Origin of the sequence: Fictibacillus norfolkensis, assembly GCF_014836645.1 — a bacterium.
GTDB lineage: Bacteria > Bacillota > Bacilli > Bacillales > Fictibacillaceae > Fictibacillus > Fictibacillus norfolkensis.
On record NZ_JACSQM010000019.1, the window covers coordinates 1 to 23,811 of the forward strand.

General features: G+C 40.7%; 25 protein-coding genes. 6 read left to right on the plus strand and 19 right to left on the minus strand.

Going from position 1 to position 23,811, the window contains the following annotated elements:
- Positions 1 to 253 precede the first annotated feature (253 nt).
- Complete coding sequence (locus H9648_RS20315) at positions 254 to 1,120, minus strand: nucleotidyltransferase-like protein (RefSeq protein WP_191755526.1); 867 nt, start codon at positions 1,118 to 1,120, stop codon at positions 254 to 256.
- 118 nt (positions 1,121 to 1,238) lie between these two features.
- Here H9648_RS20315 and H9648_RS20320 point away from each other — a divergent pair, with 118 nt between their 5' ends.
- Positions 1,239 to 1,604 carry a YgzB family protein gene (locus H9648_RS20320; RefSeq protein WP_066286256.1) on the plus strand — a complete coding sequence of 122 codons (366 nt, stop codon included), beginning with the start codon at positions 1,239 to 1,241 and terminating at the stop codon, positions 1,602 to 1,604.
- A gap of 34 nt (positions 1,605 to 1,638) precedes the next feature.
- Here H9648_RS20320 and perR read toward each other — a convergent pair whose 3' ends face one another.
- The 4 genes from perR to H9648_RS20340 form a co-directional block, all read right to left on the minus strand.
- A complete protein-coding gene (perR, locus tag H9648_RS20325; RefSeq protein WP_191755527.1) occupies positions 1,639 to 2,070 on the minus strand; it encodes a peroxide-responsive transcriptional repressor PerR in 432 nt (143 codons plus the stop codon).
- Positions 2,071 to 2,177: 107 nt separating this feature from the next.
- On the minus strand, positions 2,178 to 2,726 hold the full coding sequence (locus H9648_RS20330; RefSeq protein ID WP_191755528.1) for a cob(I)yrinic acid a,c-diamide adenosyltransferase: 549 nt from the start codon (positions 2,724 to 2,726) through the stop codon (positions 2,178 to 2,180).
- Position 2,727: 1 nt separating this feature from the next.
- Complete coding sequence (locus H9648_RS20335) at positions 2,728 to 3,678, minus strand: D-2-hydroxyacid dehydrogenase (protein WP_191755529.1); 951 nt, start codon at positions 3,676 to 3,678, stop codon at positions 2,728 to 2,730.
- Between the two features lie 290 nt (positions 3,679 to 3,968).
- Positions 3,969 to 5,078: an aminopeptidase gene (locus H9648_RS20340; protein ID WP_191755530.1), complete on the minus strand. Its 1,110-nt coding sequence runs from the start codon at positions 5,076 to 5,078 to the stop codon at positions 3,969 to 3,971.
- A 145-nt stretch (positions 5,079 to 5,223) separates the two neighbouring features.
- On the opposite strand from H9648_RS20340, the gene H9648_RS20345 reads away from it, so the two are divergent.
- Entirely contained in the window at positions 5,224 to 5,382 is a 159-nt protein-coding gene (locus tag H9648_RS20345) for an H-type small acid-soluble spore protein (protein ID WP_191755531.1), read from the plus strand.
- A gap of 66 nt (positions 5,383 to 5,448) precedes the next feature.
- Here the strand turns inward: H9648_RS20345 and bcp are convergent, their stop codons facing one another.
- The 6 genes from bcp to H9648_RS20375 all read right to left on the minus strand — a co-directional run bounded on the left by bcp (position 5,449) and on the right by H9648_RS20375 (position 9,961).
- Complete coding sequence (bcp, locus tag H9648_RS20350; RefSeq protein WP_191755532.1) at positions 5,449 to 5,919, minus strand: thioredoxin-dependent thiol peroxidase; 471 nt, start codon at positions 5,917 to 5,919, stop codon at positions 5,449 to 5,451.
- A gap of 65 nt (positions 5,920 to 5,984) precedes the next feature.
- Positions 5,985 to 6,401: an ion channel gene (locus H9648_RS20355; protein ID WP_191755533.1), complete on the minus strand. Its 417-nt coding sequence runs from the start codon at positions 6,399 to 6,401 to the stop codon at positions 5,985 to 5,987.
- A gap of 100 nt (positions 6,402 to 6,501) precedes the next feature.
- Positions 6,502 to 7,047, minus strand: coding sequence for an NADPH-dependent FMN reductase (locus tag H9648_RS20360; RefSeq protein WP_191755534.1), 546 nt, complete (start codon positions 7,045 to 7,047; stop codon positions 6,502 to 6,504).
- 321 nt (positions 7,048 to 7,368) lie between these two features.
- Positions 7,369 to 8,154, minus strand: a complete 786-nt coding sequence (locus H9648_RS20365; RefSeq protein WP_191755535.1) for an ABC transporter permease — start codon at positions 8,152 to 8,154, stop codon at positions 7,369 to 7,371.
- Positions 8,155 to 8,160: 6 nt separating this feature from the next.
- Entirely contained in the window at positions 8,161 to 8,952 is a 792-nt protein-coding gene (locus tag H9648_RS20370; protein ID WP_144703842.1) for an ABC transporter permease, read from the minus strand.
- Positions 8,945 to 9,961, minus strand: coding sequence for an ABC transporter ATP-binding protein (locus tag H9648_RS20375; RefSeq protein ID WP_191755536.1), 1,017 nt, complete (start codon positions 9,959 to 9,961; stop codon positions 8,945 to 8,947). Before H9648_RS20375 ends, H9648_RS20370 begins: the two co-directional genes overlap by 8 nt.
- Positions 9,962 to 10,371: 410 nt before the next feature.
- Here H9648_RS20375 and H9648_RS20380 point away from each other — a divergent pair, with 410 nt between their 5' ends.
- From H9648_RS20380 to H9648_RS20390, 3 genes are all read left to right on the plus strand, one after another.
- Positions 10,372 to 11,658 (plus strand): glutamate-1-semialdehyde 2,1-aminomutase, encoded by a 1,287-nt coding sequence (locus tag H9648_RS20380; RefSeq protein ID WP_191755537.1) that lies wholly within the window; start codon positions 10,372 to 10,374, stop codon positions 11,656 to 11,658.
- 213 nt (positions 11,659 to 11,871) lie between these two features.
- Positions 11,872 to 12,942 (plus strand): FUSC family protein, encoded by a 1,071-nt coding sequence (locus H9648_RS20385; protein ID WP_191755538.1) that lies wholly within the window; start codon positions 11,872 to 11,874, stop codon positions 12,940 to 12,942.
- A 400-nt stretch (positions 12,943 to 13,342) separates the two neighbouring features.
- On the plus strand, positions 13,343 to 14,233 hold the full coding sequence (locus H9648_RS20390; protein ID WP_191755539.1) for an NERD domain-containing protein: 891 nt from the start codon (positions 13,343 to 13,345) through the stop codon (positions 14,231 to 14,233).
- A gap of 48 nt (positions 14,234 to 14,281) precedes the next feature.
- On the opposite strand, the gene H9648_RS20395 is transcribed toward H9648_RS20390, so the two are convergent.
- The 8 genes from H9648_RS20395 to H9648_RS20430 form a co-directional block, all read right to left on the minus strand.
- Positions 14,282 to 15,202 carry an ABC transporter permease gene (locus H9648_RS20395; RefSeq protein ID WP_171005672.1) on the minus strand — a complete coding sequence of 307 codons (921 nt, stop codon included), beginning with the start codon at positions 15,200 to 15,202 and terminating at the stop codon, positions 14,282 to 14,284.
- 11 nt (positions 15,203 to 15,213) lie between these two features.
- Positions 15,214 to 16,218, minus strand: coding sequence for an ABC transporter permease (locus tag H9648_RS20400; protein WP_191755540.1), 1,005 nt, complete (start codon positions 16,216 to 16,218; stop codon positions 15,214 to 15,216).
- 287 nt (positions 16,219 to 16,505) lie between these two features.
- The gene (locus tag H9648_RS20405) at positions 16,506 to 18,107 is read right to left on the minus strand and encodes an ABC transporter substrate-binding protein (RefSeq protein WP_191755541.1); all 1,602 of its coding nucleotides are present in this window, start codon (positions 18,105 to 18,107) and stop codon (positions 16,506 to 16,508) included.
- A 58-nt stretch (positions 18,108 to 18,165) separates the two neighbouring features.
- Positions 18,166 to 19,140 carry an ABC transporter ATP-binding protein gene (locus H9648_RS20410; protein ID WP_191755542.1) on the minus strand — a complete coding sequence of 325 codons (975 nt, stop codon included), beginning with the start codon at positions 19,138 to 19,140 and terminating at the stop codon, positions 18,166 to 18,168.
- Positions 19,115 to 20,125 carry an ABC transporter ATP-binding protein gene (locus H9648_RS20415; RefSeq protein WP_191755543.1) on the minus strand — a complete coding sequence of 337 codons (1,011 nt, stop codon included), beginning with the start codon at positions 20,123 to 20,125 and terminating at the stop codon, positions 19,115 to 19,117. The genes H9648_RS20410 and H9648_RS20415 overlap by 26 nt, the downstream gene beginning before the upstream one ends.
- Positions 20,126 to 20,327: 202 nt before the next feature.
- Entirely contained in the window at positions 20,328 to 22,070 is a 1,743-nt protein-coding gene (locus H9648_RS20420) for an ABC transporter ATP-binding protein (protein WP_191755544.1), read from the minus strand.
- Between the two features lie 106 nt (positions 22,071 to 22,176).
- Complete coding sequence (gene ntdP / locus H9648_RS20425; RefSeq protein WP_066242704.1) at positions 22,177 to 22,704, minus strand: nucleoside tri-diphosphate phosphatase; 528 nt, start codon at positions 22,702 to 22,704, stop codon at positions 22,177 to 22,179.
- A 393-nt stretch (positions 22,705 to 23,097) separates the two neighbouring features.
- Positions 23,098 to 23,280, minus strand: a complete 183-nt coding sequence (locus H9648_RS20430; RefSeq protein ID WP_191755545.1) for a gamma-type small acid-soluble spore protein — start codon at positions 23,278 to 23,280, stop codon at positions 23,098 to 23,100.
- Between the two features lie 145 nt (positions 23,281 to 23,425).
- Here H9648_RS20430 and H9648_RS20435 point away from each other — a divergent pair, with 145 nt between their 5' ends.
- A complete protein-coding gene (locus H9648_RS20435; protein ID WP_191755546.1) occupies positions 23,426 to 23,650 on the plus strand; it encodes a hypothetical protein in 225 nt (74 codons plus the stop codon).
- Positions 23,651 to 23,811: the final 161 nt, after the last annotated feature.

Consider the following 23,811-nt stretch of genomic DNA (forward strand, 5'->3'; position numbering starts at 1 on the left):
CTTGCTCGATTTTAAAACTGACGGAATTAATTCTTAATTCCTTACCTATTTCTTTTGTTCAGTTTTCAAAGAACTGTGCGTTTCGTGTGTCGCTCGTTTTGGCGACTTTATTAGGATATCATCTTAAAAACAAGATGTCAACCTGTTTTTTTATCGTGTTTCCCGTCTGCAACAATGTTTCTGTGTGTCGCAGCGACAAGAAATAATATAGCACGATATAGATAAACAGGTCAACACCTTTTTAGAAAAAACTTTATTCTTTTATTGAGTAGTAACGATGATACAGGTTTTTGCTTTTGGTTTCACGCTTGATTGCCTTTATATAACCCTTATCTTTTAGATGTGTAAGAATCATAGGAAGATCAATCGCATAGTCTTGTACCTCATCATGTTCCATTAACTCATGATAAGCCCACTCATCTTTTTGTTTGATAATACTCAACAGATGATGCGCACCTAATTTAGTTTTAGAAGATAGGGAGAACTCTGATGCTAGTAATAGAAGTTCGATTCTTTTATCAATCGTTTCTTCTCCTGTTACAAGCTCTTCATACAACTTAAAGATTTCAGGCTGAATCATCTTCACCTGATTCCAAACTGTAACTTCTGGATAGTATCCATGCTCAATAACAGATAAACGCGCAAGATGGTGAAGAGCGTGCATGATGTTGTTGAATGCATCTAAATAATGGCCCGAGTGAAAGAGTTCTTTTCCGTCGTTATAGCGGCGAAGTAGTTTTGCAAACTCAAGACCAATCTTATGTGTCCTCTCTTCAGCCGGAAACTCGTGAAGTCGGTCTCTTAATCTTGTTATGTACTCATTTCGATTAAATAGAACTTTCCCGTTCATCACCCAATCAACCGCTCTTCTGTTCGTTCCAAGCATCAACCAAGAATTAAGCAGTTGTTCTGTTACAATGTGAAGCGCAGCTGAAGTTGACTCAAACTCGTAGTGTTTGATCATCAAAGGCTGATCAGATTCTTTTACTATAATAAGAAGTATTGAATCAAAGTGATCCGTGCCAGGGCTGAATGGTTTATTTTTCTCTACAAAAAGCACACCTAATGTGTTTTCGTTGCTTGCTCTCTCCTGATACAGCGGGCGTAAAATATCTTCCATGAAGGTCATCTCCCATTTTAACAAAATCCTGTTTGTTACTTTCAACACCAAATAAAGAAATCCTTTTTCTTTTCCTAAGAGTTCATATGTTATACTAATGAACGGAGGAGGGACAGGTATGATAAAGTATACGAGTAAAATCAATAAAATACGTACGTTCGCTCTTAGCCTTGTGTTTATAGGTATTATCATCATGTATGCAGGCCTGTTTTTCAAGACAAGTTTTGTCGTTATGTCTATTTTTATGGTGATTGGGTTTATCGCAACGATCGCCAGTGCTGGTGTTTACTTCTGGATCGGTATGATTTCTACTCAGGCAGTACAGGTTGTTTGCCCAAACTGTGGAAAAGTAACGAAAGTACTCGGCCGTGTAGATGCATGTATGTCGTGTAACCAGCCACTTACGATGGATAAAGGTCTTGAGGGCGAAGAATTTGATGAAAAGTACAACTCTAAACGCCAGATGCGTAAAGAGAATAGATAAAGCTGACTTACCGTAGTGGAAAGTCAGCTTTTTTTTAATGTTTTCTTTTGCAATCCGGGCATACTCCGTAAATTTCCATACGGTGTCGTCCTACATCAAAGCCTGTTACAGATTCGGCTAGACTCTCAACTTCATCTAGACCTGGATAATGAAAATCCACAATCTTTCCGCATGAGTCACAGATGATATGATAATGATCTGTCGTCACACAATCAAATCGGCTTGATGAATCCCCATAAGTGAGTTCTTTTACAAGACCCGCTTCTTTAAATACTCTAAGGTTATTGTAGACTGTCGCTACACTCATATTTGGAAACTTTCCCTCCAGCGCTTTGTAAATCTCATCAGCAGTCGGATGGGACATTGATTGGATAAGATGCTCTAAGATAGCATGACGCTGAGGCGTAATCCGTACACCTACTGATTTTAAGTTGTCGATTGCCGCACTTATTTTAGCACTTGACATCGTCATGCACCCCACTTCTTTAAGAATTCTTACTTTATAATCGTTATAATTAGTCTACTGCCTTTCTACAGGTTTTGTCAATTGAAGTGTATGTATGCACTATTCTATTATGAATGATCTTCGTGGAGAATTGGCTCTGTGACTTTCATTTGTTCGTTAACGTAACGTGCAGCAACAAAGAGGAAATCAGAAAGTCTATTCAGATAAGACAATACTAGCGGATTTACTCCTTCAATTTCTACAGCAATACGTTCTGCTCGTCTTGCAATCGTTCGTGCTGTATGCAATGCGCTTGCAGATGGAGATCCTCCGGGAAGAACGAACTGCTTTAAAGGTTTCAGTCCCTCTTGCCATTGATCAATCGTTTCTTCAAGAAATGAAATATCTTCTTCTTTTAATTTCCACGCTACTTCTTTCCCTGCTGGAGTCGCTAGCTCAGCTCCAACATGAAAAAGAACAGTCTGTACTTTTTGCATAGCTGTTGTGGCTTTTTCTGCCCATTCTTCCCTCGGCAGCAAACTCACGCCAAAGCCGATCATACTATTCGCTTCATCACACGTACCATACGCGTCTACGCGCACATCGTTTTTAGAAACCCGTTCACCAAAAATTAAGGATGTTGTTCCTTTATCTCCAGTTTTTGTGTATATTTTCATATTAATACCCCCGGTCATATGGAATGATATTGATCATCTCTTCACGCTTATCATTTCGATATAGAGTTAGATTATCACAAAAGATCTCAATCGCTCTTTCTTGGTATTGAGGTGAAATCCCTGAAAGATGCGGCGTAACCGTTACGTTCTTCATATCCCATAAAGGGCTTTCTTTTTTTAACGGCTCATTTTCAAACACATCTAGAACAGCGTGGCCGACCTTCTCGGTTTGCAATGCTCTGATCAACTCTTCTTCGTCTACCGTTTTCCCTCTTCCGATATTAATGAATACCGCGTTTTGTTTCATTAGAGAAAAGGCACTCTCTCCGACGAAATGAAAAGTCTGTGGTGTTGATGGGAGAACATTCACGATAAAATCACTTTCTTCATAAAGAGTGGAGATTCCTTCTTTATCCACGATTACATCACAGTTTTCAGCCGGATGCCCGCTTCTGTTAAATCCGATGGTTTTCATATTAAAAGCTTTCGCAAGTCTTGCTATCTCGCATCCGATTGCTCCTGTTCCTAATATTCCAAGTGTCTTTCCTGAGATCTCAGTCATCGGCACTTTCCGATCCCACGTATGTTGTTTTTGATTTTCTAATAATAAGCTTGCTTTCCGTGACACCTGCAGCATCATTGAGATCGTATATTCAGCCATAGGCGTTTTGTGGATGCCTCTTGCGTTTGTAATCAGAATATCTTGTTTTTCTAGAGCTTTAAACGGCATTTTATCAAGACCAGCTGAAATGACCATGATCCATTGTAGTTCTTTTGCTTCAGCTACTAATTCATCAGTTAGATCTTCTCCATAGGATACTAAGACTTCTGCTTGATCGAGATACGCCTTAGCTTCTTTCATGTTGTTATAAAAGTGAAATTCTTCTTTTGGGAACCGTTTCTTTAGTTCGTCTTTCATTTCTTCTCTTAATCGTGCACTTGAAAGAATCATAAGAAACACCTTCTTTTCGTGGAATAGAAAAAGCGGGAACGTGCTCCCCGCTTTTTAAGTTGTTGCTGTTTTGTTTTGGCTGCTTAATTACTTTGAGTCTGTTGTTCTCTATCTTCATTGAAAATTTGATTGGAGTGAAAGGTGCGAGACTCCTAGGGGATCAGCGGGACAGGTGAGACTCTTAATAGTGCAAGGCACTAAGAGGCTCACCGCACGCCCCCCGGAAAGCGAGCAACCTGTAACGGAAATCAATACCCCACATAGAGCAACAAAGCTATCCAAAACAGTTCTTACTTAAGGTTCTCTGGATTAAGACCTTGAAGTTCTGGCAGAACGAACAAGCCGTCTTTTCTAATTAATACATCATCAAAGTAGATTTCCCCGCCTCCGTACTCTGGACGCTGGATCAATACCATATCCCAGTGGATGCCTGATTCGTTTCCGTTGTAAGCATCTTGATACGCTCTTCCAGGTGTGTAATGGATGCTGCCGCCAATCTTTTCATCAAATAAGATATCTCCCATCGGATGCTGAATCAGAGGATTTACCCCGATCGCAAATTCTCCGACATAGCGAGCACCTTCATCTGTATTAAAGATCTCATTTAATTTTTCAGTGTTGTCAGAAGTGGCTTCCACGATTTTTCCATCTTTGAAAGTAAGTTTTACGTTGTTAAACGTTGTACCGTGATAAGGGCAAGGCGTGTTATATGTAATGGTTCCATTCACACTGTCTTTTACTGGTGCCGTAAATACTTCTCCGTCAGGAATGTTATTTTCACCTGCACACATAACAGCTGGAATTCCTTTGATCGAGAACGTTAGATCAGTTCCCGGAGCTGTGATGCGAACTTTATCTGTTCTTTCCATCAAGGCATGAAGTGGCTTTTGAGCTTCAGCCATCGTTTTATAATCAACGTTACATACATCAAGCACAAAATCAGTGAACTTTTCTAAGCTCATTTTTGCCATTTGTGCGAGACCTGTAGTTGGGTAGTTTAATAATACCCATTGGCGATCATTGATGATCATGTTTTGAACTGGTTTATTGATTTCAGCTTTCATCTGGAAGATTTCACTTGGAACTTCCGAGAACTCTGCATCATTGTTTTTACATTGAATAGAGATATATGCATCAATATCTTCAATGCGTGCAAGATCCCATTTTAATTGTGCCTCAGAGTGTTCTCTCGTAGAACCCATCATTAACGCACGTGAAATCTCTTCGTCTGCTAATTGAACGTAAGGAAATGCTCCTAATTTGTAAGTTTCCTGTACGAGCTCTTTTACGAGCGGCTTACCCGCTAAGAAAGAAGTAATAAGTACTTTTTGACCTTTTTCTACCTTTAATGAATGTGTCAGCAATGTTCTTGCTAGCGTCGTTAAGCGTTCGTCTCTCATTATGTATACCCCCGAATTTATCTGTTATAAAATTCACACTATTTCATTTTATCACGCATGAGCCATCAGGCCTATTTATTAAGAACGAAAAGCATAGTCTATCAGTCTCTGATGCATACTAGTTGCCGTGGAGGTGAATGAATTCATGAACGTATCACGTGCTCAGCAGATCATTGAGTCAGAAAAAGAGATCTTAGTGCTTCATAACGGAACCCCTGTATGGCTTCAATCTGTAGATGAAAACAACCAAACCGCAAGAGCTTATACAAGAGAACAACCCGATCAAGAGATGGACATCCTGTAACAGAACTTCAGGAGAGCTGATTTTTATCAACAAGTAAAAAAGCCCCGATTTCTTCAGGGCTTTTTTCTATACTAAGTTTTCTTCTATAAATTTGAGCGCTTCTTCAACATGATCCTTCACTTTAACTTTTCGATATTCTTTCGCGATGTTTCCTTCTCCATCAATAATAAATGTGGAGCGTTCGATTCCCATGTATTCCTTGCCAAAGTTCTTTTTCAGTTTCCACACATCGTAAAGTTCAGCAACTTTATGCTCCTCATCAGCTAAAAGGATGAACGGAAGACCATGCTTCTCAATAAATTTGTCATGTCGCGCTAATGGATCAGGACTCACCCCAAGAATAACCGTATTCTGTTTCTTAAAATCTTCATGACGATCTCTGAAATCACATGCTTGCGTTGTACATCCTGGTGTCATATCTTTTGGATAAAAGTATAGGACCACATTTTTTCCTTTAAAATCTGTTAATGCCACTTCTTCTCCATTACTTGCCGGTAGTTTAAAGTCTGGTGCTTTACTTCCTGTTTCTATCGTCATTGAGTTTAGACCTCCTTAAAGATTTATCTTCTTTAAGGGTAGCCTATATGTCCGTTTTCAAACAACTATTTTGCCATCTTGTTGTGATGAACAACTGAAGATAATACGAAAGCAATCGGCAGCAAGTACCCGATCAGTGCTTGAAGCGCAGCAATCCACCTTCCCGCTCCAACAGGTACGATGTCTCCATAACCAACGGACAAAATCGTCGTACTGCTAAAATAGATGCATGCTTCTATAAAAGAGAAAAAATCACTCTGATTTAATTCTAGTTTTATGACGGGATAGCCCATTAAAGAGATAAGTGCATATATGAGTCCGAATCCTGAAATAATCGTTCCATACACGATGAACAAAATCAGCAGATGACTCGCTGGCATCAGATGTTCTTTGATTCCAGGGTGTTTAAAGAGCATCCATATACTTCGAATAATGAGACTAGCAGTTATTATGATCAAGATTACTAATACGACATTTTCCATTCTGTCCACCTCTCTTTATCTTATGAAAAAGAAAGATTGAATAGGACAGCCTTATGATCAAAAAAGACAGCCTGCTTTTCACAAACTGTCTTCTTACTTTTTATTTAGCTTGGTTTACTGAAATCACTTCTGTTAACTCTCTTAACTGAAGGGTTAATTCACGTACACGCGTTTGTGCCAATTCATCAACGAGTACGTTGCCTTCATCAAAGTTAACCGGATCTGCAATAAATTGATCTGGCACCACTAAGCTGTATACACCGCGGAGCACGGTACGAAGGTTAGTCAATGCGTTCATGCCGCCTTTTCCGCCGCCTGCAGCAACAGCAATCGCTGACGGTTTATTCTTAAAATGCTTTCCTCCTAAGAAATCAAGCGCATTTTTTAACGCTCCGCTAATTCCACTATGATACTCTGGGCTCGTTACAAAGAACCCATCAGCTTGTTCAGCATACTCAGCTAATTTTTTTACCGCTTCATTCTGAGCAGTCGTAGCATCTCCTGTAAATAGAGGCAATTTATCAATTCCTACATCAAAATACAACACTTCCACATTCATCTGTTTCAACGTTTCAGCAGCGAACTGTGCAATTCCTCTTGTTCTAGATTCAGCTGTCGGACTTCCTGCAATAACCATGATTTTCATATGTATTTCCTCATTTCTAGGTGCATTATTTTCTATGTTCATATTTTACAAGATTACAATCGTTATATATAGCATAAGGAATTTCGATATGAAAAACAGGTCTAAAGTCCAGGTAAACACTCTTAGAAGAAAAAAGAAGTGAAATCCTTAATACTAAGATCCACTTCTCGATCAAATTCCAAGTCAAACGTTGACATAACTCTATAATTCCGTAGTAATTCGCTTTTTTTACGTAGTAATCTCTTTTTTATCCGTAGTAATCTCTATTAATTTCGTACATAAATTTATTTATCCGATTTTCGACAATATAGCCAGTGCTCTTTAGTTACCAGCGCCTCTATACTTTGTCACTCCAACGTTCCATAACGTTACAGCGATCAAGAAAAACACGATTCCAACAACTGGTGTTAAGAACGCATACGTATACCACTCTTCACGTTCTAAAAAATAGGAAGATGGATATACACCGACAAACGCGAACGGAAGGATCCACGTTAACACATATTTGATCACTTTGTTATAAATATCAACTGGATATCTACCGTAGTTTCCGATGTTGTACATCATCGGCATTATATCTGTTCTCGAATCAGACCAGAACCCAATGGTTGCAAGTGCAATAAAAATACCTGCATACACGAGTGCCCCGCCTATTACTAACAGAATGAAGATAAACGGATCGTACCAGCTGATCTCTAGACCCAGCTTATCACCTGCATAGAACATTACAACTAATCCTGTAACTACACCGAAAAGTGATTCTAGCTCCATTCGTTCGAGTACAATTTGAAAAAGACTGTGAACGGGTCTTGTTAAGATACGATCCATCTCGCCTTTTACAATATATCTATCTGTAAAATCCCAAATATTAAAGAAAGAAGCAAAGATCGAGAATGGAACTAAGAAGAATCCGTAAATGAAGATCATCTCATCCTTACTCCATCCGGCAAGAAGATTCGTATGGCCGAATACGACGAGGATGAAAACGAGATTCACCGCTTGAAATAATAGGTCTGAAAAGATTTCGACGATCATATCAGCACGATACGTAAGCCTTGTTTTTAAATATTGTCCGACGTATTGAAAAAAGATTGAAATATACTCCATCTGCTATTAACCCCCTTGAACCACAAGCTGACGCTTCGCCAAAATCCAAAGCCCATACACGGGAATGATAAGGAGCAGCGACCATATTGCTTGGTTAAGAAGGGCTTCATAAATCTGTGAGCCTTTAAACCCTTCCGTAAAAATCATACTCGGGATATAGCTGATCCCTTGAAACGGCAAGTAGCTCATCACGTTCTGAGCCCACATTGGATAGAAACTAAGCGGTAAGATAAGTCCAGAAAATAAATCGATCACAACGCGTTTCGCACGAATCAAGCCATCATTGTTAAATAAAAAGAAAGTTGCAATCCCAGCTAGCAAATTGATTTGTGTGTTGATGATAAAACTGAATGTGATCGATAGGAAAAATAACAACCATGTACTTGCGTTCGTGGACAATTCAATAGGGAACACGAGCGCTACGATGATCATTCCAGGAACTGAGAAGAATAACAGCCTGAAGATTCCTTCGCCTAAGCCCTGCATCATCTTCATGTTTAAATACGGATAAGGACGGACCATCTCAACGGCTACTTTTCCTTCTTTTATCTCCATCGCAATCTCTCGGTCTATGTTGTTAAAGTAAAAGGCTCTGGCCATCCACGCAACAGCTATATACGTGGTCATCTGCGTGATAGAAAGACCTTGTATGTTTTCTTTCCCTCCATAGATGGCACTCCATAGAAAGTAATAAGCTCCTATGTTAATGCTGTAAATGAGTATTCCGCTGTAATAGTTCGTTCGGTATGCGAGCATCATTAAAAAACGGATGCGAATCATCTCGATATACTTACCCATGACGAACAGCACCTTCAACATAAATATTTCGGATGATCTCTTCTGTTGAGATCTCAAGAATCTTCAAGTCAGCAATCTTTTTAGCTGCAGTCACTTTTCCGATCACACCTGAAATCACGGTCTCGTCAGCTTCAACAGAAGCAACCCATACTAGATCACTCTCACCTTTTTCCCAAACTACGAGATGTTCTTGTGTAAGATGCTGCAACTCTTCCAACGTCGCTTCTTCACTAAACTGAAATTGAATCTGTTTTCCTTCTGCCCAATTTTCACGAAGCTCTTTTAGTGGTCCATCATAAATGATTTTTCCTTCATCAAGCATAACCACTCTTTCACAAAGCGCTTCAATATCTGAAAGGTCATGCGTTGTTAAAAGAATCGTCGTACCGTATTTTTCGTTAATTCTTTTTAGAAACTCACGAATCCTTAACTTTACGAGCACATCAAGTCCGATTGTCGGCTCGTCCAGAAACAATAGCGGCGGATTATGAATAAGTGCTGCAGCAAGTTCACAGCGCATGCGTTGTCCGAGTGAAAGCTTTCGAACCGGTTTATCAAGCAAAGGCCCGATATCTAGCGTCTCGATCACATCTTTCATATGCTCTTCATACTGTTGATCCGGCACATTGTAGATCTTCTTCAATAATCTGAAAGACTCTTGAACAGCGATATCCCACCATAGCTGCGATCTTTGTCCAAAGACGACACCGATTGTTTTCACGAACTTCTCCCGCTCTTTATGCGGATTCATGCCGTTGACGACAATTTTTCCGTCAGTCGGTGTGAGGATACCGGTCAGCATCTTGATGGAAGTCGACTTACCCGCACCGTTCTCTCCGATATAACCGACCATCTCTCCTTTTTTTATCGTAAAAGAGATGTCATCCACTGCTGTCTTGATCGTATAGTTTCGTGTGAAAAGATCACGAAACGCCCCCTTCAGACCTGATCGGCTGGAGAAGGATTTAAATTCTTTTTTTAAACCTTGCACATCTATAATGTTCTGCATAAGAATGCCTCCGTAACATATTGGTATTAGACTCTTTTTAAAAGATTGCTGCTTGACGTTTGTAGCATCTTTCTTCAATGACAAGTTGATTAGAGCGCAAGGTGCGAGACTCCTGCGGGACAAGCGGTCAGGTGAGATCCTTAAGGGCGAAAAGCGGCAAGGAGCTCACCGCCTGCCCCGCGGAAAGCGAGCATCCTGGAGCGGAAATCAACCACTTTCAAGAGCAACCATTTTGCCAATTTCATGCAAGAGAAACTCAAGGCACTCGAATAGTTTACTCCAATCACATTCATAAACTCAAATAGTTGAGACTATCTTGTCATAGTTTCCCATCCCTGTTCCTCGCGCTTATTCATGCTACAATATGAATTGAACTTAACTGACGTATCGTTTACAGGAGGTATTTATAGATGAAACACACGAAATCTGAAGCACTCTATGATGAAGCGCTTCTACATATTGTTGGCGGTGTAAACAGTCCGTCCCGTTCTTTTAAAGCAGTCGGCGGTGGTGCACCTGTATTTATGGAACGCGCACAAGGTGCATACTTTTGGGATGAAGATGGTAATCGTTACATTGATTATCTAGCTGCTTATGGTCCTATTATTACCGGACATGCTCATCCTCATATCACAAAGGCGATCGTGAAAGCCGCAGAAAACGGGGTTCTTTATGGAACGCCTACTTCTCTTGAAGTAAAATTCGCGAAGATGTTAAAAGAAGCGATGCCTGCTATGGATAAAGTTCGTTTCGTAAACTCTGGAACAGAGGCGGTTATGACAACAATCCGCGTTGCTCGTGCTTACACAGGACGCGATAAGATCATCAAGTTCGCTGGCTGCTATCATGGCCATTCCGATTTAGTTTTAGTCGCGGCTGGCTCTGGTCCTTCTACATTAGGTACCCCCGACTCAGCTGGTGTTCCAAAATCAATTGCGCAAGAAGTGATCACCGTTCCATTTAATGATGTTGACGCTTACCGTGAGGCGATGGATAAATGGGGAGATCAGATCGCTGCTGTTTTAGTTGAACCGATTGTTGGAAACTTCGGGATTGTTGAACCGAAAGAAGGCTTCTTGCAAGCTGTTAACGACATTACCCATGAGCACGGTGCACTTGTGATCTATGATGAAGTGATTACGGCTTTCCGTTTCATGTATGGAGGCGCCCAAGATCTTTTAGGTGTTAAACCAGACATGACTGCGCTCGGAAAGATTATCGGCGGCGGACTGCCGATCGGCGCATACGGCGGTAAACAAGAGATCATGGAAAAAGTAGCTCCACTCGGACCTGCGTACCAAGCAGGAACGATGGCAGGAAACCCAGCGTCGATCTCAGCGGGTATTGCTTGTTTAGAAGTTTTAAAGCAAGAAGGCGTTTACGAGGAAATGGATCGCTTGGGTGCGATCCTTGAAAAAGGTTTGCTTGAACAAGCCGAGAAATATGGTGTTTCCGTAACGATCAACCGCTTAAAAGGTGCTTTAACGCTCTATTTTTCTGATGAAAAAATCGAGAACTATGTACAAGCAGAAGCAACAGATGGTGAGATTTTCGGAAGATACTTCAAACATATGCTACATGAAGGAATCAATCTCGCTCCATCTAAATACGAAGCAATGTTCTTAACAACTGCACACACCGAAGAAGACGTTCGCGTAACGATTGAAGCGGCTGGGAGAGCATTCAGCTCACTATAAGTTTTTATAGGTAAATGAAAGAATCCGTCATCGCACGGATTCTTTTTTTGATTTAAGGGAAAACCTGTAATAGAGGGTCTATGATTTTCATAAAGTATATAGGTGTGTACTTTTCACAATTTGTTAACAGATATTTACTTGATTAAAAGGACAAAACAGTTTATAGTGTTTGAGATTATTAACATTTTTTATGAGAAAGGAATTATCGCAGTTATGAAACTAGGAGCCCGAATGATTAAAACGGGTTTAGCCATTTCTTTATCGATCTATTTAGCGATGTTGTTTCAATTGGATCAACCAGCCTTTGCCGCGATTGCCGCTACATTTGCGATCCAGCCATCCATCTATAGATCGTATCAAACCATTTTAGAACAAGTTCAAGGTAATTTGGTTGGCGCCATTTTTGCTATTATTTTTGTTATTTTATTAGGCAATAACCCATTTGTTATCGGATTCGTTGTCGTACTTGTTATCGCAGCGAACTTAAAGATGAAGATTGAGAAAACGATACCGTTATCCATCGTTACCGTAATCGTAATCATGGAGAGCCATACAGAGAACTTTATCGGTTTTGCGATCGATCGTTTCTTATTGATTATGCTCGGCGTATTATCAGCGTTCTTAGTTAACCTGGTATTCATGCCACCTAAATACGAAACGAAGCTGTATTATAAAATATCCGATCACACGGACGAAATCATAAAATGGATTCGCATGATTACCCGTCATGCTACAGAACATAGTGCCCTGAAAGAGGATCTGCCACACTTAAAAGAAAACCGCTTTAAGATGGATCAGTATTACTTACTGTATAAAGAAGAACGTACGTATTTTAGAAGCAATAAGTATACCAAAACACGTAAGCTGGTTCTTTACCGCCAGATGATTCAAACAACAAACAAAGCACTTGAACTGTTGAAGAGTCTTCACCGTCATGAAAATGAGTTGAACAACATGCCGGAACCTCTTCAAGAACTGATTCAATTAAAACTGGATGGCTTAACCAACTTCCACGAACAGATGTTGTTGAAATACACGGACAAAATCCGTGCGCAGCATACACTTGATATGGATGAGGCCATCAACAAAAAAGCACTCATGACCTGTATCATGAGCTATTACAAAAACCCAGAGAACGAAGATTGGATCGAACTGTTCCCCGTCTTCGCCCTGATCATAGATTACGCAGACCAATTGGAGCACTTAAACACATTGGTGGAAAGCTTTAAAAACTACCACCTGGAAGATAGTGAAGTTCAGTTGGATCAGCGGTTTGAAGATTAACATTATAATGTACTGGAAGCCAGCCCTTTTTTGAGGGTTGGTTTTTTTGTTGGTTGTTTTTAGGTGGTTTTGCGAAGGCGGTGTGCGAATTTTGTCGTAATTTGTAAACTCGCTGTTATATGTTAAAAACTCGCCGTATTATTGAAAAAACTCGCCGTATTAAGCTTAATTCTCGCCGTATTATAGTCAATATTTCTAGAATTAATTAGTTTGGACTCCGGTATTAGGTAAAGTTCTTTTTGCGTTACACTTAAGAATGCTGCAAACTGAGATAGAATTAATATGTAATTAATTTAAAGGAGAGATTTTTATAAAAAATGATAGAAAAGCGCCGCCTATAGTTATAAAATTATCCAAATTAATAAGAAGAACACCTCTAAACCATTCAAAAAGAAAAGAATTGCAAGAACAATTGCGAAATCATTCCTCTGGGCACAAGGGTGAACAATCTTTAAACTATTTTTATCGCTACTTACCTAAAAATGACGTCAATTTACTTCACGGAATTCGAATTCTCCATGATAACTACTATTTCCAAATGGATACTCTAGTCATTACTCCCAATTTCTTAACAATATTAGAAATAAAGAACTTGACGGGACATCTATTTTTTGATGATAAATTTTCACAACTCATCAGAACATATGACGGAAAGAAAGAAGCGTTCTCTAATCCAATCGAACAGGTTAAACGGCAAAGATGTCACTTAAATGAAATACTTCTCCAACAAAAATACTCTGCTCCCATACCCATTGATTCTCTTGTAGTCATGACCAATCCAAATGTGATCATTGAAGCTACTCCTACATATAAAGAAGCTTATGAAAAAGTAATTAAAAGCCCCAGCCTACAACAGAAATTCCAAGAGTTCATACAAAAGAACAAGCAAACTGTCCTAACACAAAAACAAATTAAAAAACTAATAAAATACCTTTCAAAAGTAAGTTCATCTTATGATCCAGATGTTTGTGAACTTTTTGAGATTAATAAAAGAGATTTAATAACCGGCGTTCTATGTCCATCATGTGATCAATCAATTATGACATATGTATGGGGATCCTGGCATTGCCACCCTTGCAATACTTCCTCAAAAATTGCTCATGTTGAAGCTTTACAAGACTACGCATATTTAATTTCTACTAAAATATCCAATCGTGAGGCTATGAAATACTTACACTTAAGTTCAAGTTATCAAACTAACCATTTATTTCGATCTCTGAAGCTTCCTACATCAGGTTCAACAAAATCCCGCAAATACAACCTCACCCCTTTACTAGAAAAAACCACATAAAAAAAAGAAGCTCAGCCAAAGCCAAGCCTCCTCATCTACAACTAATCTCTAACTCTTCATCCGCGGATCTAGTGCATCTCGCAGGCCGTCACCCATCAGGTTGAATCCGAGCACTGTGAGCATGATTGCTAAGCCTGGGAACAATACGGTCCATGGCGCTTGAATGATAAAGTCTTTTGAATCTGCGAGCATCTTACCCCACTCTGGAGTTGGGGGCTGTGCACCCATTCCTAGGAATCCAAGTGCAGCTGCTTCAATGATCGCCGTTGCGATTGCAAGCGTTCCTTGAACAATAATTGGAGCGAGACTGTTCGGCAGGATATGATGAATTAAAATCCTGAAGTCGCTCATTCCAATTGCACGAGCTGCTGTAATGTATTCTTCTTCTTTTACACTAAGCACTCTCGAGCGCAATAAGCGTCCAAACGTTGGAATGTTGATAATCGCGATTGCGATTAACGCGTTTTTTAGTGATGGTCCAAGTACAGATACTACCGCAATGGCAAGTAAGATACTTGGGAACGCCAGTAAAATATCGAAAATACGGGATATGATGCCATCAATCCATCTTCCATAATATCCTGCAACGATACCTAGCAAGGAACCTACAATAACTGATCCGGCAACCGAGAAAAAACCGACCCAGAGGGAGACTCGAGCACCGTGGATAATACGGCTTAAGATATCACGTCCAAATTCGTCGGTACCAAACCAATGTTCAGCAGATGGTGCGATATGTTTATCTCTTAACTCACCTTCACTGATACCATAAGGCGCGATCAGGTCCGCGAATATGGCAATCACAATAAACACTGAGACGATTGATAAACCGACAAGAGCGATCTTATTCTTTTTGAAGCTTCTCCAAGCATCTTTCCAAGGAGAGATTACTTTGTCTTCCACAGGTTCCACTGGCATATGCTGTGGCTGCGGAACTACGGGAGGTGTTGATCTTGTGAGTTCTGACATTCTAATCCCTCCTATTTGAATTTAATTCTCGGGTCAATTGCTGCGTACAGCAAATCAACGAGTAGATTGATTAATACGAAAATCGTTGCGACCACTAAGATACCGGATTGGATAACCGGATAATCACGATACGAGATCGCATCATAAATGTATGTACCAATGCCTGGCCATCCAAAGATCGTCTCAGTCAAGATCGCACCGCCCAATAGCAGCCCCGTCTGAAGACCGATAACCGTTACTACTGGAATTAACGCGTTTTTCAATGAATGCTTGTACACGACCCAGAACATTTTCATGCCCTTAGCACGGGCTGTTCGGATGTAGTCTGAGCGCATAACTTCAAGCATGCTAGATCGGGTCATACGAGCAATGATTGCCATCGGAATCGTCGCTAGTGCAACACCAGGCAAGATGAGATGTTTGACTACCTCAGCAAACTGATCCATTCTTCCTTGAATCAATGTGTCGATCAAATACAGATGTGTGATCGGATCAACCGGAACACGAATGTTGTCGCGACCGGTAGTCGGTAGAAGATCAAAGTGAATAGAGAATACGTATTGCTCCATCAATCCAAGCCAGAAGATCGGCATAGAAACACCAACTAGCGCAAGAACCATAGCCGTATAATCGAACCAAGAGTTTTGGAACCACGCAGAAATGATACCTGCATTAACTCCGATTACGATTGCAATAACCATTGCAACAAAAGCAAGTTCCATCGTTGCAGCTAAATATGGCCACACTTCTTCTGCGATCGGTACGTTTGTTTTTAATGAAACACCAAGGTCTCCTGTAAAAAGACCTGTCAAATAATCAATAAATTGCGTGTACCACGGTTGGTCTAATCCAAGTCGCTGAGTTAATGCAGCAACAGCTTCCTTTGTGGCCTGTTGCCCTAAAATTAATTGTGCTGGATTACCCGGGATAGCGCGAATCATCATGAACACGATAAACGTCATCCCTAAGAGTACGGGAACGAGCGTTGCTAACCGTCTGATCGTATAGGCAAACATAGGGTCACCTCTTTCTTAAGAAGAATTACAAGTATGTTAGGTTACGAGCTGTTATTCTTGAAAGGCGTTGCTTTCCACTCCAGGATGCTCGCTTTCCGGGGGGCGTGCGGTGAGCCTCTTAGTGCTAGGCGCTGGTAAGAGTCTCACCTGTCCCGCTGATCCCCCAGGAGTCTCGCACCTTACTTTCCAATCAACGTATCAAAGGGGTTATGAAAGACTACCTTCTAGAGAATCATTTTCCAAAAAAAGAGGAGCAGGCTATTTTAGGCCATACTCCCCGCCATACATTATTCGAAAGATACGTCCGCGAAAGATTGAGAACCTGTAGGATGCGGAACGAATCCTTTGATCTTGCTTGCTCCAGCTAATTGAGGCTTAGAGTGAACAAGTGGTACCCATGGAGCATCTTCATGGATGATAACTTGCGCTTGTTTGTAAAGCTCTTCACGTTTCGCTTCGTCAGCTGTTGTTTGAGCTTCAACTAAAAGCTTATGAACGTCTTCGTTCGCATAACGAGAGTAGTTGTTAGAATCGATCGTGTCTTTGTCAAGAAGCGTATAAAGGAAATTATCCGCATCTCCATTGTCACCCGTCCAACCTAACATGAACATTGGCGCTTCACCTTTTTGAACTTTCTCAAGGTAAGTACCCCACTCGAATGTTACGATGTTCGCTTTAATATTCACTTTTGCAAGTTTCGCTTGAATCGCTTCAGCTACTTTTTGACCGTTCGGCATGTAAGGACGTGCTACAGGCATTGCCCAAAGATCCATCTCAAATCCTTTTTCCATACCTGCTTTAGCTAAAAGTTCTTTTGCTTTTGCTTCGTCATATTCACGATCTTGAATCTCATCGTTGTACCCAGCGATTGAAGGAGGCATTGGGTTTTTAGCCGGCTCAGCTGTTCCTTCATAGAAGTTGTCGATGATCGCTTGCTTGTCGATTAAGTGGCTGATCGCCTGACGAACTTCTTTTTTATCAAATGGTGCTTTTTCAACGTTAAATCCTAGGTAACCAACGTTCATTGAAGGACGTTCGAACAATTGAAGCTTTCCATTGTCTGAAACTTTTTTCATATCAGATGGATTAAGAGCATCCATTAAGTCGATTTCGCCTTTTGTTAATGCGTTTAGACGAGAAGAGTTGTCTTTGATTACTTTAAACGTTACGCCATCAAGTTTCGGCATATCATTTACCCAATAGTCAGCATTCTTTTCAAGAACGATCGTATCGTTTGGCTTCCAGCTCTTAAATTTGAAAGGACCTGTACCAACTGGCTCTTTGCTTAGCTTGTCGCCGTCTAATGATTTAGGGCTCGCGATTGCGAACGGGCTCATCGCTACGTTCTTCAAGAATGGAGCTTGTGGCTTGTTCAACGTAATAACTACTTTGTTCTCACCATCTGCTTTTACATCTTTAATGACGTGTCCTTCGTCACCTTCAAATCCACCAAACATAGATCCGTAGTAAGCGAATTTCTCGCCATCTTTACTTTGTGCCCAACGGTCAAAGTTCTTTACAACTGCATCAGCGTTGAACTTCTCGCCATCGTGGAACTTAACACCTTCTTCAAGCTCAAACGTGTAAGTTAAGCCGTCTTCTGAGATATCCCATTTCTTAGCAAGACCAGCAACGATATCCGTGTTATCTTTTCCATAGTTTACAAGTGGCTCATAGATTTGCTCTGTTACGATGAAAGATTCACCGTCAGTAACAACAGCTGGATCAAGTGCAACAGAATCTCCGCCACGACCGTAGATCATGACATTGTTCGGATCGACTTTATCGTCGTCTCCACCTTTGCTGCTATCCCCGCCTGATGAACACCCTGCCAACGCTAGAGATAAAGCAAGCATTAAAGCAAATAAAGTTAATAAACTTTTCTTCATCTTCTTTCCCCCAGTTCTCATTTTAGTTATGCCTTTGTTTATATGTACGTGTCTGCCGTTATTCGTAAAGATGGCAGGCAGCGTAGTGGCCTTCAGCAACTTCTTTTAAAACAGGCTTTACGGTTCCGCAATGATCCATCGCTGCAGGGCAACGTGTGTGAAATGGACAACCAGCAGGAGGATTCGATGGACTCGGCACATCTCCTTGCAGGATGACACGGTCTTTCCGGTGCTCCACATCTGGAATCGGAACAGCTGATAAAAGAGCCTGTGTATATGGATGTTTCGGATCATCATATAGCTTTTCACTATCAGCAAGCTCTACAATATGACCCAAATACATAACTCCCACTCGGTCACTGATATGGCGGACTACACCAAGATCATGCGCGATAAACAAATACGTAAGGTCGAACTCTTTTTGAAGATCTTGTAAAAGGTTAAGTACTTGAGATTGAATGGAAACATCCAGTGCAGATACCGGCTCGTCCGCGATAATGAGCTTCGGATTCACGGCAAGTGCTCGTGCGATTCCGATACGCTGTCTTTGTCCTCCTGAAAATTGGTGAGGATATCGCTTTGCGTGCCAGCTTGAGAGTCCTACAACTTCAAGCAGTTGTTTTACTCGTCTTTTTCGTTCCGCTTTATCTTTTACACCATGAACGATTAGTGGTTCTTCTAAAATTTTCTCAACCGTATGACGCGGGTTAAGGGAAGCAAAGGGATCTTGAAACACCATCTGCATCTCGCGGCGTTTCTTCCTCATCTCACTCGAGGACAATTTCGTTATATCCTCGCCTTCAAAGTAGATCTTTCCTTCAGTAGGTTCTAAAAGTCTTAACAGCATGCGTCCTGTCGTGGACTTACCGCACCCGCTCTCTCCTACGAGGCCGAGTGTCTCTCCTTTTTTTATGTAAAAAGAGATTCCGTCTACTGCCTTCACTTCGCCAACGGTCTTGCTCAACAGTCCGCCTTTAATCGGAAAGTGCATCTTTAAATTTTCTACTTTAACTAATGGCTGTGTCTGACTCATGCAGATTCACTCCTTTCCCGTCCTCGTAAAGCCAGCATCTGACTTGATGACTGCCTTCTTGAGTTTTAAGATGAGGAGTTTCAGTTATACACCTTGTTCCTGCATGCTCACAACGCGGTGCGAACGAACAACCAGTGGTGATCGAACCGGGTTTCGGTACATTTCCTGGAATAGAATAAAGACGGCCGACCTTTTCCCTCATGTCTGGTACGGATCTGATCAACCCTACCGTATAAGGGTGTTTCGGATTTTGGAAGATGGTTTTCACTTCACCTTCTTCGACCACTTTTCCAGCGTACATAACGACGACGCGCTCACACATCTCTGCCACGACACCTAGATCATGGGTGATCATCATAATCGCGGTGTCTGTTTCTTTGTTTAATCGTTTCATCAAGTCTAAGATTTGGGCTTGAATCGTAACATCCAAAGCAGTAGTAGGCTCGTCCGCTATCAGAAGTTTAGGGTCGCAGATCATGGCCATTGCGATCATGACACGCTGACGCATACCTCCTGATAATTGATGAGGATATTCTTTTACAAGTTCCTCTGCTCGTGGAAGTCCCACAAGCTTAAGCATCTCAATCGCTTTACCCATCGCTGCTTTTTTGGACCATTTTCTATGTATGCGCAGTGATTCAATAAGCTGCTCACCGATTGTTATAACCGGGTTCAAGCTTGTCATCGGCTCTTGAAAAATCATCCCGATCTCATTGCCTCTAATTTGCCGCATCCTTCTTTCTGGTGCTGAAGCAAGATTTTCACCTTTAAAGAGAATCTCTCCTTCAATTTTCCCAGGCGGTGTAGGTACAAGTCCCATTACGGATAGTGACGTCACACTTTTACCGCAGCCCGATTCTCCTACGATCCCGAGCACTTCACCAGGGTTAACGTGGAAATCAACACCGTCCACAGCAGGGATTGCGCCATCGTCTGTAAGGAAAGAAGTTCTTAAGTTCTTCACTTCTAGAACTGGATTTCCCATGAGATCTCACTCCTTTCTCTAAGCTGCCAAATTTCCTAGAATATTACTTCTCTGTTGAGAATTATGACACTACTCTGACAATTTGACAATATTTAATTTTCAGAATAATCGACAAATATGTCTTATGTTGCAGTTCTTTCGTATGATATCTATCTGTAATTAAACGAAAAAAGACCAGCATCTCTGCTGGTCTTGGACGATCTTAAGTTAATTGTTGAACCATAAAAAGGTCGTAATAAGCGCCTTGTTTTTCCATTAATTTCTTATGATTACCGATTTCTACGATTCTGCCGTGATCGATCACGATGATTCGATCTGCATGAGTTATCGTGGAAAGTCGGTGAGCCACAATGAACGTTGTTCGATCCTTTGCAAGTTTTTCTAAAGCTTCTTGTATCAAATGTTCACTTTCAAGGTCCAGTGCGGAAGTTGCTTCATCAAGAATAAGAAGCGGTGGATTTTTTAAAAAGACACGCGAAATAGCTACACGCTGCTTCTGACCACCAGATAGCTTCACTCCACGTTCACCGATCTTCGTGTCATAACCTTCAGGTAAGTTCATTATAAACTCATGTGCATTAGCTGCTTTTGCAGCCGCAATCATCTCTTCATCAGAAGCCTCTGGATTACCCATAAGAATATTCGCTCGAACGGATTCACTAAAAAGAATATTATCTTGAAGAACCATACCGATGTTGTCTCTTAGAGAGCGCACTTTAAAATCACGGATATCTGTTCCATCCAGCTTGATGCTTCCTTCTGATACGTCATAAAAACGCGGAATCAAACTGATCAATGAGGATTTACCGCCGCCACTCATCCCCACTAGAGCAATCGTTTCACCAGCCTCAACCGATAAGGAAACATTATGTAACACATCAGCTTCATGTTCGTTGTAAGTGAACGAAACATTTTCAAAATCAAGCTTCCCTTTTACCGATTTTAATGGTTTGGCATTAGGAGAATCTTCAATATCATATGACTCATCTAAAAACTCAAACATCCGGTCCATAGACGCGATCGATTGTGTCAGTGTTGTAGATGAATTCACTAGTCGTCTCAGTGGATTATATAGTCTATCCATATATGCAACAAATGCAACTAGCGCTCCGATCGTAATGTTTCCTTGAATACCTTGATACGCAGCAAACCCAATAACAAGAAGCGGCGCAATATCTGTTACGGTATTTACGACCGAGAATGTTTTCGCGTTCCATTTTGTATGATCCATTGCACGGTCTAAGAAGTTGCGGTTTCGTTTATCAAACTGAACCTGCTCGTGATCTTCGAGTGCAAAACTTCGGATCACTGACATACCTTGAACGCGTTCATGCAGGTGGCCTTGTACTTCAGCCAGAGCTTGTGAACGGTCTTTCGTTAGTTGACGAAGTCGGGCATAGAAAAATTTTACCGAAAATCCGTAAACCGGAAGCATGGATAAGGCTACGATCGTTAGCCAGAAATCCATAGAGAACATGATGGCCGCTGCAATAATAATCGTCGCCATATCTAGCCAAACATTCATAAGACCAGTAATGACAAACGTTTTTGTTTGCTCAACGTCATGAATGACTCTTGAAATAATTTCGCCCGATTTGTTGTTCGAATAAAAACGCAGACTCAAGCGTTGGATATGATCAAACATCTTATCACGAATGTCATATAAAACCTTTGTTCCTACCCATTGGGCATAATACTGTCTCCAATACTCAATCGGTGGACGAAGCACTACAAATATGAGGGCTGCCCCACCCATAAGCCAATAAAGTTTGTTCAATTTTTCATCTATCGGCAATGAGACCTGAATGATGTCATCTACAACATATTTTAAAATTAGAGGCGTTAATAACGGAATACCAAACTTAGCTAAACCGATTAAAATCGTCCAGAAAATTTGCCACTTGTACGGTTTTACGAATATCAAATAACGTTTAATACTATCCATTTCATTTCACCATTCTTTCTTTCATAAAAAGAAAACTTGGCAAAGCGCCAAGTTAACCAAAGATAAAAAAAGGATAACCTGTTGACTCTTCAACAGGTTTTCCTTTTTATCGGAATTCTAAATATCTTTCGTACCATTGTTCCACAAATCCAGGTTCAAACGGTCCCTTTTTTTGTGTGACCATCAAGATTAATTCTTGAAGGTTCTTTTTAATGATCGTATCGAGCTGACTCGGATACCTCATCATTCTTTTATGCAGCTCATATTCATCTTCATCCAATAAGATATAAGTTCCGTCTGGAAATACTTTTATATCAAGATCATAATCAATATACTTCAAGGCTTCCTTGTCCCACATGAATGGTGAGCCTAGGTTGCAATAGTAATAAATCCCGTCTTCTCGAATCATTCCGATCACGTTAAACCATTGCTTCGCGTTAAAATAGCAAATGGCTGGTTCCCTCGTGCGCCATTGACGCCCGTCAGATTCAGTAACAAGAATCCGGTCGTTACCGCAAATCACCTGACTAGGAGTCCCTTTTAAAATAACCGTATCTTCCCAATTTCTATGAAGATAACCGTTATGCTTATAGCTTTGAATATTGATTATACTTCCGGTTGCAGGAAAACTCATCTCTCTCTCCTTTCTGCCCGAGTTCCGGAAGCTAATGTTACCTATTGAATTGTTAATTCTCCTTCCTCTTTAACCAATTGTCGGTAATTCACCAGCTCCATTAATAAACCTCGTTCTTCATTTTTTTCAATGTTTTGTTTCCCGATCATTACTTTCTTTCATTACACACGCTTTTTTTCTCTTCTTTATTATATCGTTTTAAGAATAGTTTGGAAATGTACTTGTCCCTGTTTTTTTCATAAAAGCGCCTTTTTTCAAATAATTCCACTCGTCACTAGTATTCCCATCGGTCTTGTTTAGAAAACGTATGTACTTCATGTGAATGTTAGATAAAAAAATGAAGAAAAACCAAAAAATGCTCCCTAGTGATTAGGGAGCATTCCTGGATAGAGGTTATTTTTGTTGTTGGTTTTTACCTTGTTGAGACTGTTGGTTTTGTTGGCGAACTTCTTGAGCGTTAGTTTCGCTAGCAAATTCAGTCCCGTAAGATTGACCAGCTTGTTGTTGTTGAGCGTTTTGTTGCTTTTGACGAGCTTGTTGTTGTTGTTGTTGTTGTTGTTTTTGTTGTTTGTCCATGTTTTTCACCTCCACGAAATATAATTTACCCGGGGTCATGCTTTTTTATAAGCACTTTTTTTATTAGATATTTCCAGTATTAAAACATTGACATTTAGGGGATAAATGAATGAATAACTAATTCTTAATAAAGGAGGTACGACTCATGTATGTAGGAAGAGATATGACCGAATTGAGTATGACGAAGAAGACCGATTGGAAGGATGCAGAACTCGCATATTTTCATCACTCCTTGCAGCAGGTGGCTCCTTATTTAAACGAAGAGGGCACAAGCCTGCACCGAGAGATTATTAAAGAGATCGAAGCAAGAGGCGGTATGAAACGAGATGAAGCCGATTGGACGCATGGGACTGAGGTTAAGTACGACTGATACAAAGCTTTGATAGTAAGTACTGAAGGGAAGTCTGGCTCGGCGCTCGTATTTTTCGTATGGTGCTCGTATTTTTCGTATGGCGCTCGTATTTTTCGTATGGCGCTCGTATTTTTCGTATGGCGCTCGTATTTTTCGTATGGCGCTCGTATTTTTCGTAT

Excerpts from the sequence above, each read along its gene's own strand:
- H9648_RS20420 (WP_191755544.1), bottom strand. The coding sequence starts at position 22,070 with ATGGATAGTATTAAACGTTATTTGATATTCGTAAAACCGTACAAGTGG.
- H9648_RS20435 (WP_191755546.1), top strand. The coding sequence starts at position 23,426 with ATGTATGTAGGAAGAGATATGACCGAATTGAGTATGACGAAGAAGACC.
- H9648_RS20395 (WP_171005672.1), bottom strand. The coding sequence starts at position 15,202 with ATGTCAGAACTCACAAGATCAACACCTCCCGTAGTTCCGCAGCCACAG.
- perR (WP_191755527.1), bottom strand. The coding sequence starts at position 2,070 with ATGTCAAGTGCTAAAATAAGTGCGGCAATCGACAACTTAAAATCAGTA.
- H9648_RS20335 (WP_191755529.1), bottom strand. The coding sequence starts at position 3,678 with ATGATTCTTTCAAGTGCACGATTAAGAGAAGAAATGAAAGACGAACTA.
- H9648_RS20430 (WP_191755545.1), bottom strand. The coding sequence starts at position 23,280 with ATGGACAAACAACAAAAACAACAACAACAACAACAACAACAAGCTCGT.
- H9648_RS20360 (WP_191755534.1), bottom strand. The coding sequence starts at position 7,047 with ATGAAAATCATGGTTATTGCAGGAAGTCCGACAGCTGAATCTAGAACA.
- H9648_RS20320 (WP_066286256.1), top strand. The coding sequence starts at position 1,239 with ATGATAAAGTATACGAGTAAAATCAATAAAATACGTACGTTCGCTCTT.
- bcp (WP_191755532.1), bottom strand. The coding sequence starts at position 5,919 with ATGACGATAGAAACAGGAAGTAAAGCACCAGACTTTAAACTACCGGCA.
- H9648_RS20385 (WP_191755538.1), top strand. The coding sequence starts at position 11,872 with ATGAAACTAGGAGCCCGAATGATTAAAACGGGTTTAGCCATTTCTTTA.
- H9648_RS20375 (WP_191755536.1), bottom strand. The coding sequence starts at position 9,961 with ATGCAGAACATTATAGATGTGCAAGGTTTAAAAAAAGAATTTAAATCC.
- H9648_RS20415 (WP_191755543.1), bottom strand. The coding sequence starts at position 20,125 with ATGGGAAATCCAGTTCTAGAAGTGAAGAACTTAAGAACTTCTTTCCTT.
- H9648_RS20330 (WP_191755528.1), bottom strand. The coding sequence starts at position 2,726 with ATGAAAATATACACAAAAACTGGAGATAAAGGAACAACATCCTTAATT.
- H9648_RS20365 (WP_191755535.1), bottom strand. The coding sequence starts at position 8,154 with ATGGAGTATATTTCAATCTTTTTTCAATACGTCGGACAATATTTAAAA.
- H9648_RS20345 (WP_191755531.1), top strand. The coding sequence starts at position 5,224 with ATGAACGTATCACGTGCTCAGCAGATCATTGAGTCAGAAAAAGAGATC.
- H9648_RS20370 (WP_144703842.1), bottom strand. The coding sequence starts at position 8,952 with ATGGGTAAGTATATCGAGATGATTCGCATCCGTTTTTTAATGATGCTC.
- H9648_RS20355 (WP_191755533.1), bottom strand. The coding sequence starts at position 6,401 with ATGGAAAATGTCGTATTAGTAATCTTGATCATAATAACTGCTAGTCTC.
- H9648_RS20315 (WP_191755526.1), bottom strand. The coding sequence starts at position 1,120 with ATGGAAGATATTTTACGCCCGCTGTATCAGGAGAGAGCAAGCAACGAA.
- H9648_RS20405 (WP_191755541.1), bottom strand. The coding sequence starts at position 18,107 with ATGAAGAAAAGTTTATTAACTTTATTTGCTTTAATGCTTGCTTTATCT.
- H9648_RS20380 (WP_191755537.1), top strand. The coding sequence starts at position 10,372 with ATGAAACACACGAAATCTGAAGCACTCTATGATGAAGCGCTTCTACAT.
- H9648_RS20340 (WP_191755530.1), bottom strand. The coding sequence starts at position 5,078 with ATGAGAGACGAACGCTTAACGACGCTAGCAAGAACATTGCTGACACAT.
- ntdP (WP_066242704.1), bottom strand. The coding sequence starts at position 22,704 with ATGAGTTTTCCTGCAACCGGAAGTATAATCAATATTCAAAGCTATAAG.
- H9648_RS20400 (WP_191755540.1), bottom strand. The coding sequence starts at position 16,218 with ATGTTTGCCTATACGATCAGACGGTTAGCAACGCTCGTTCCCGTACTC.
- H9648_RS20410 (WP_191755542.1), bottom strand. The coding sequence starts at position 19,140 with ATGAGTCAGACACAGCCATTAGTTAAAGTAGAAAATTTAAAGATGCAC.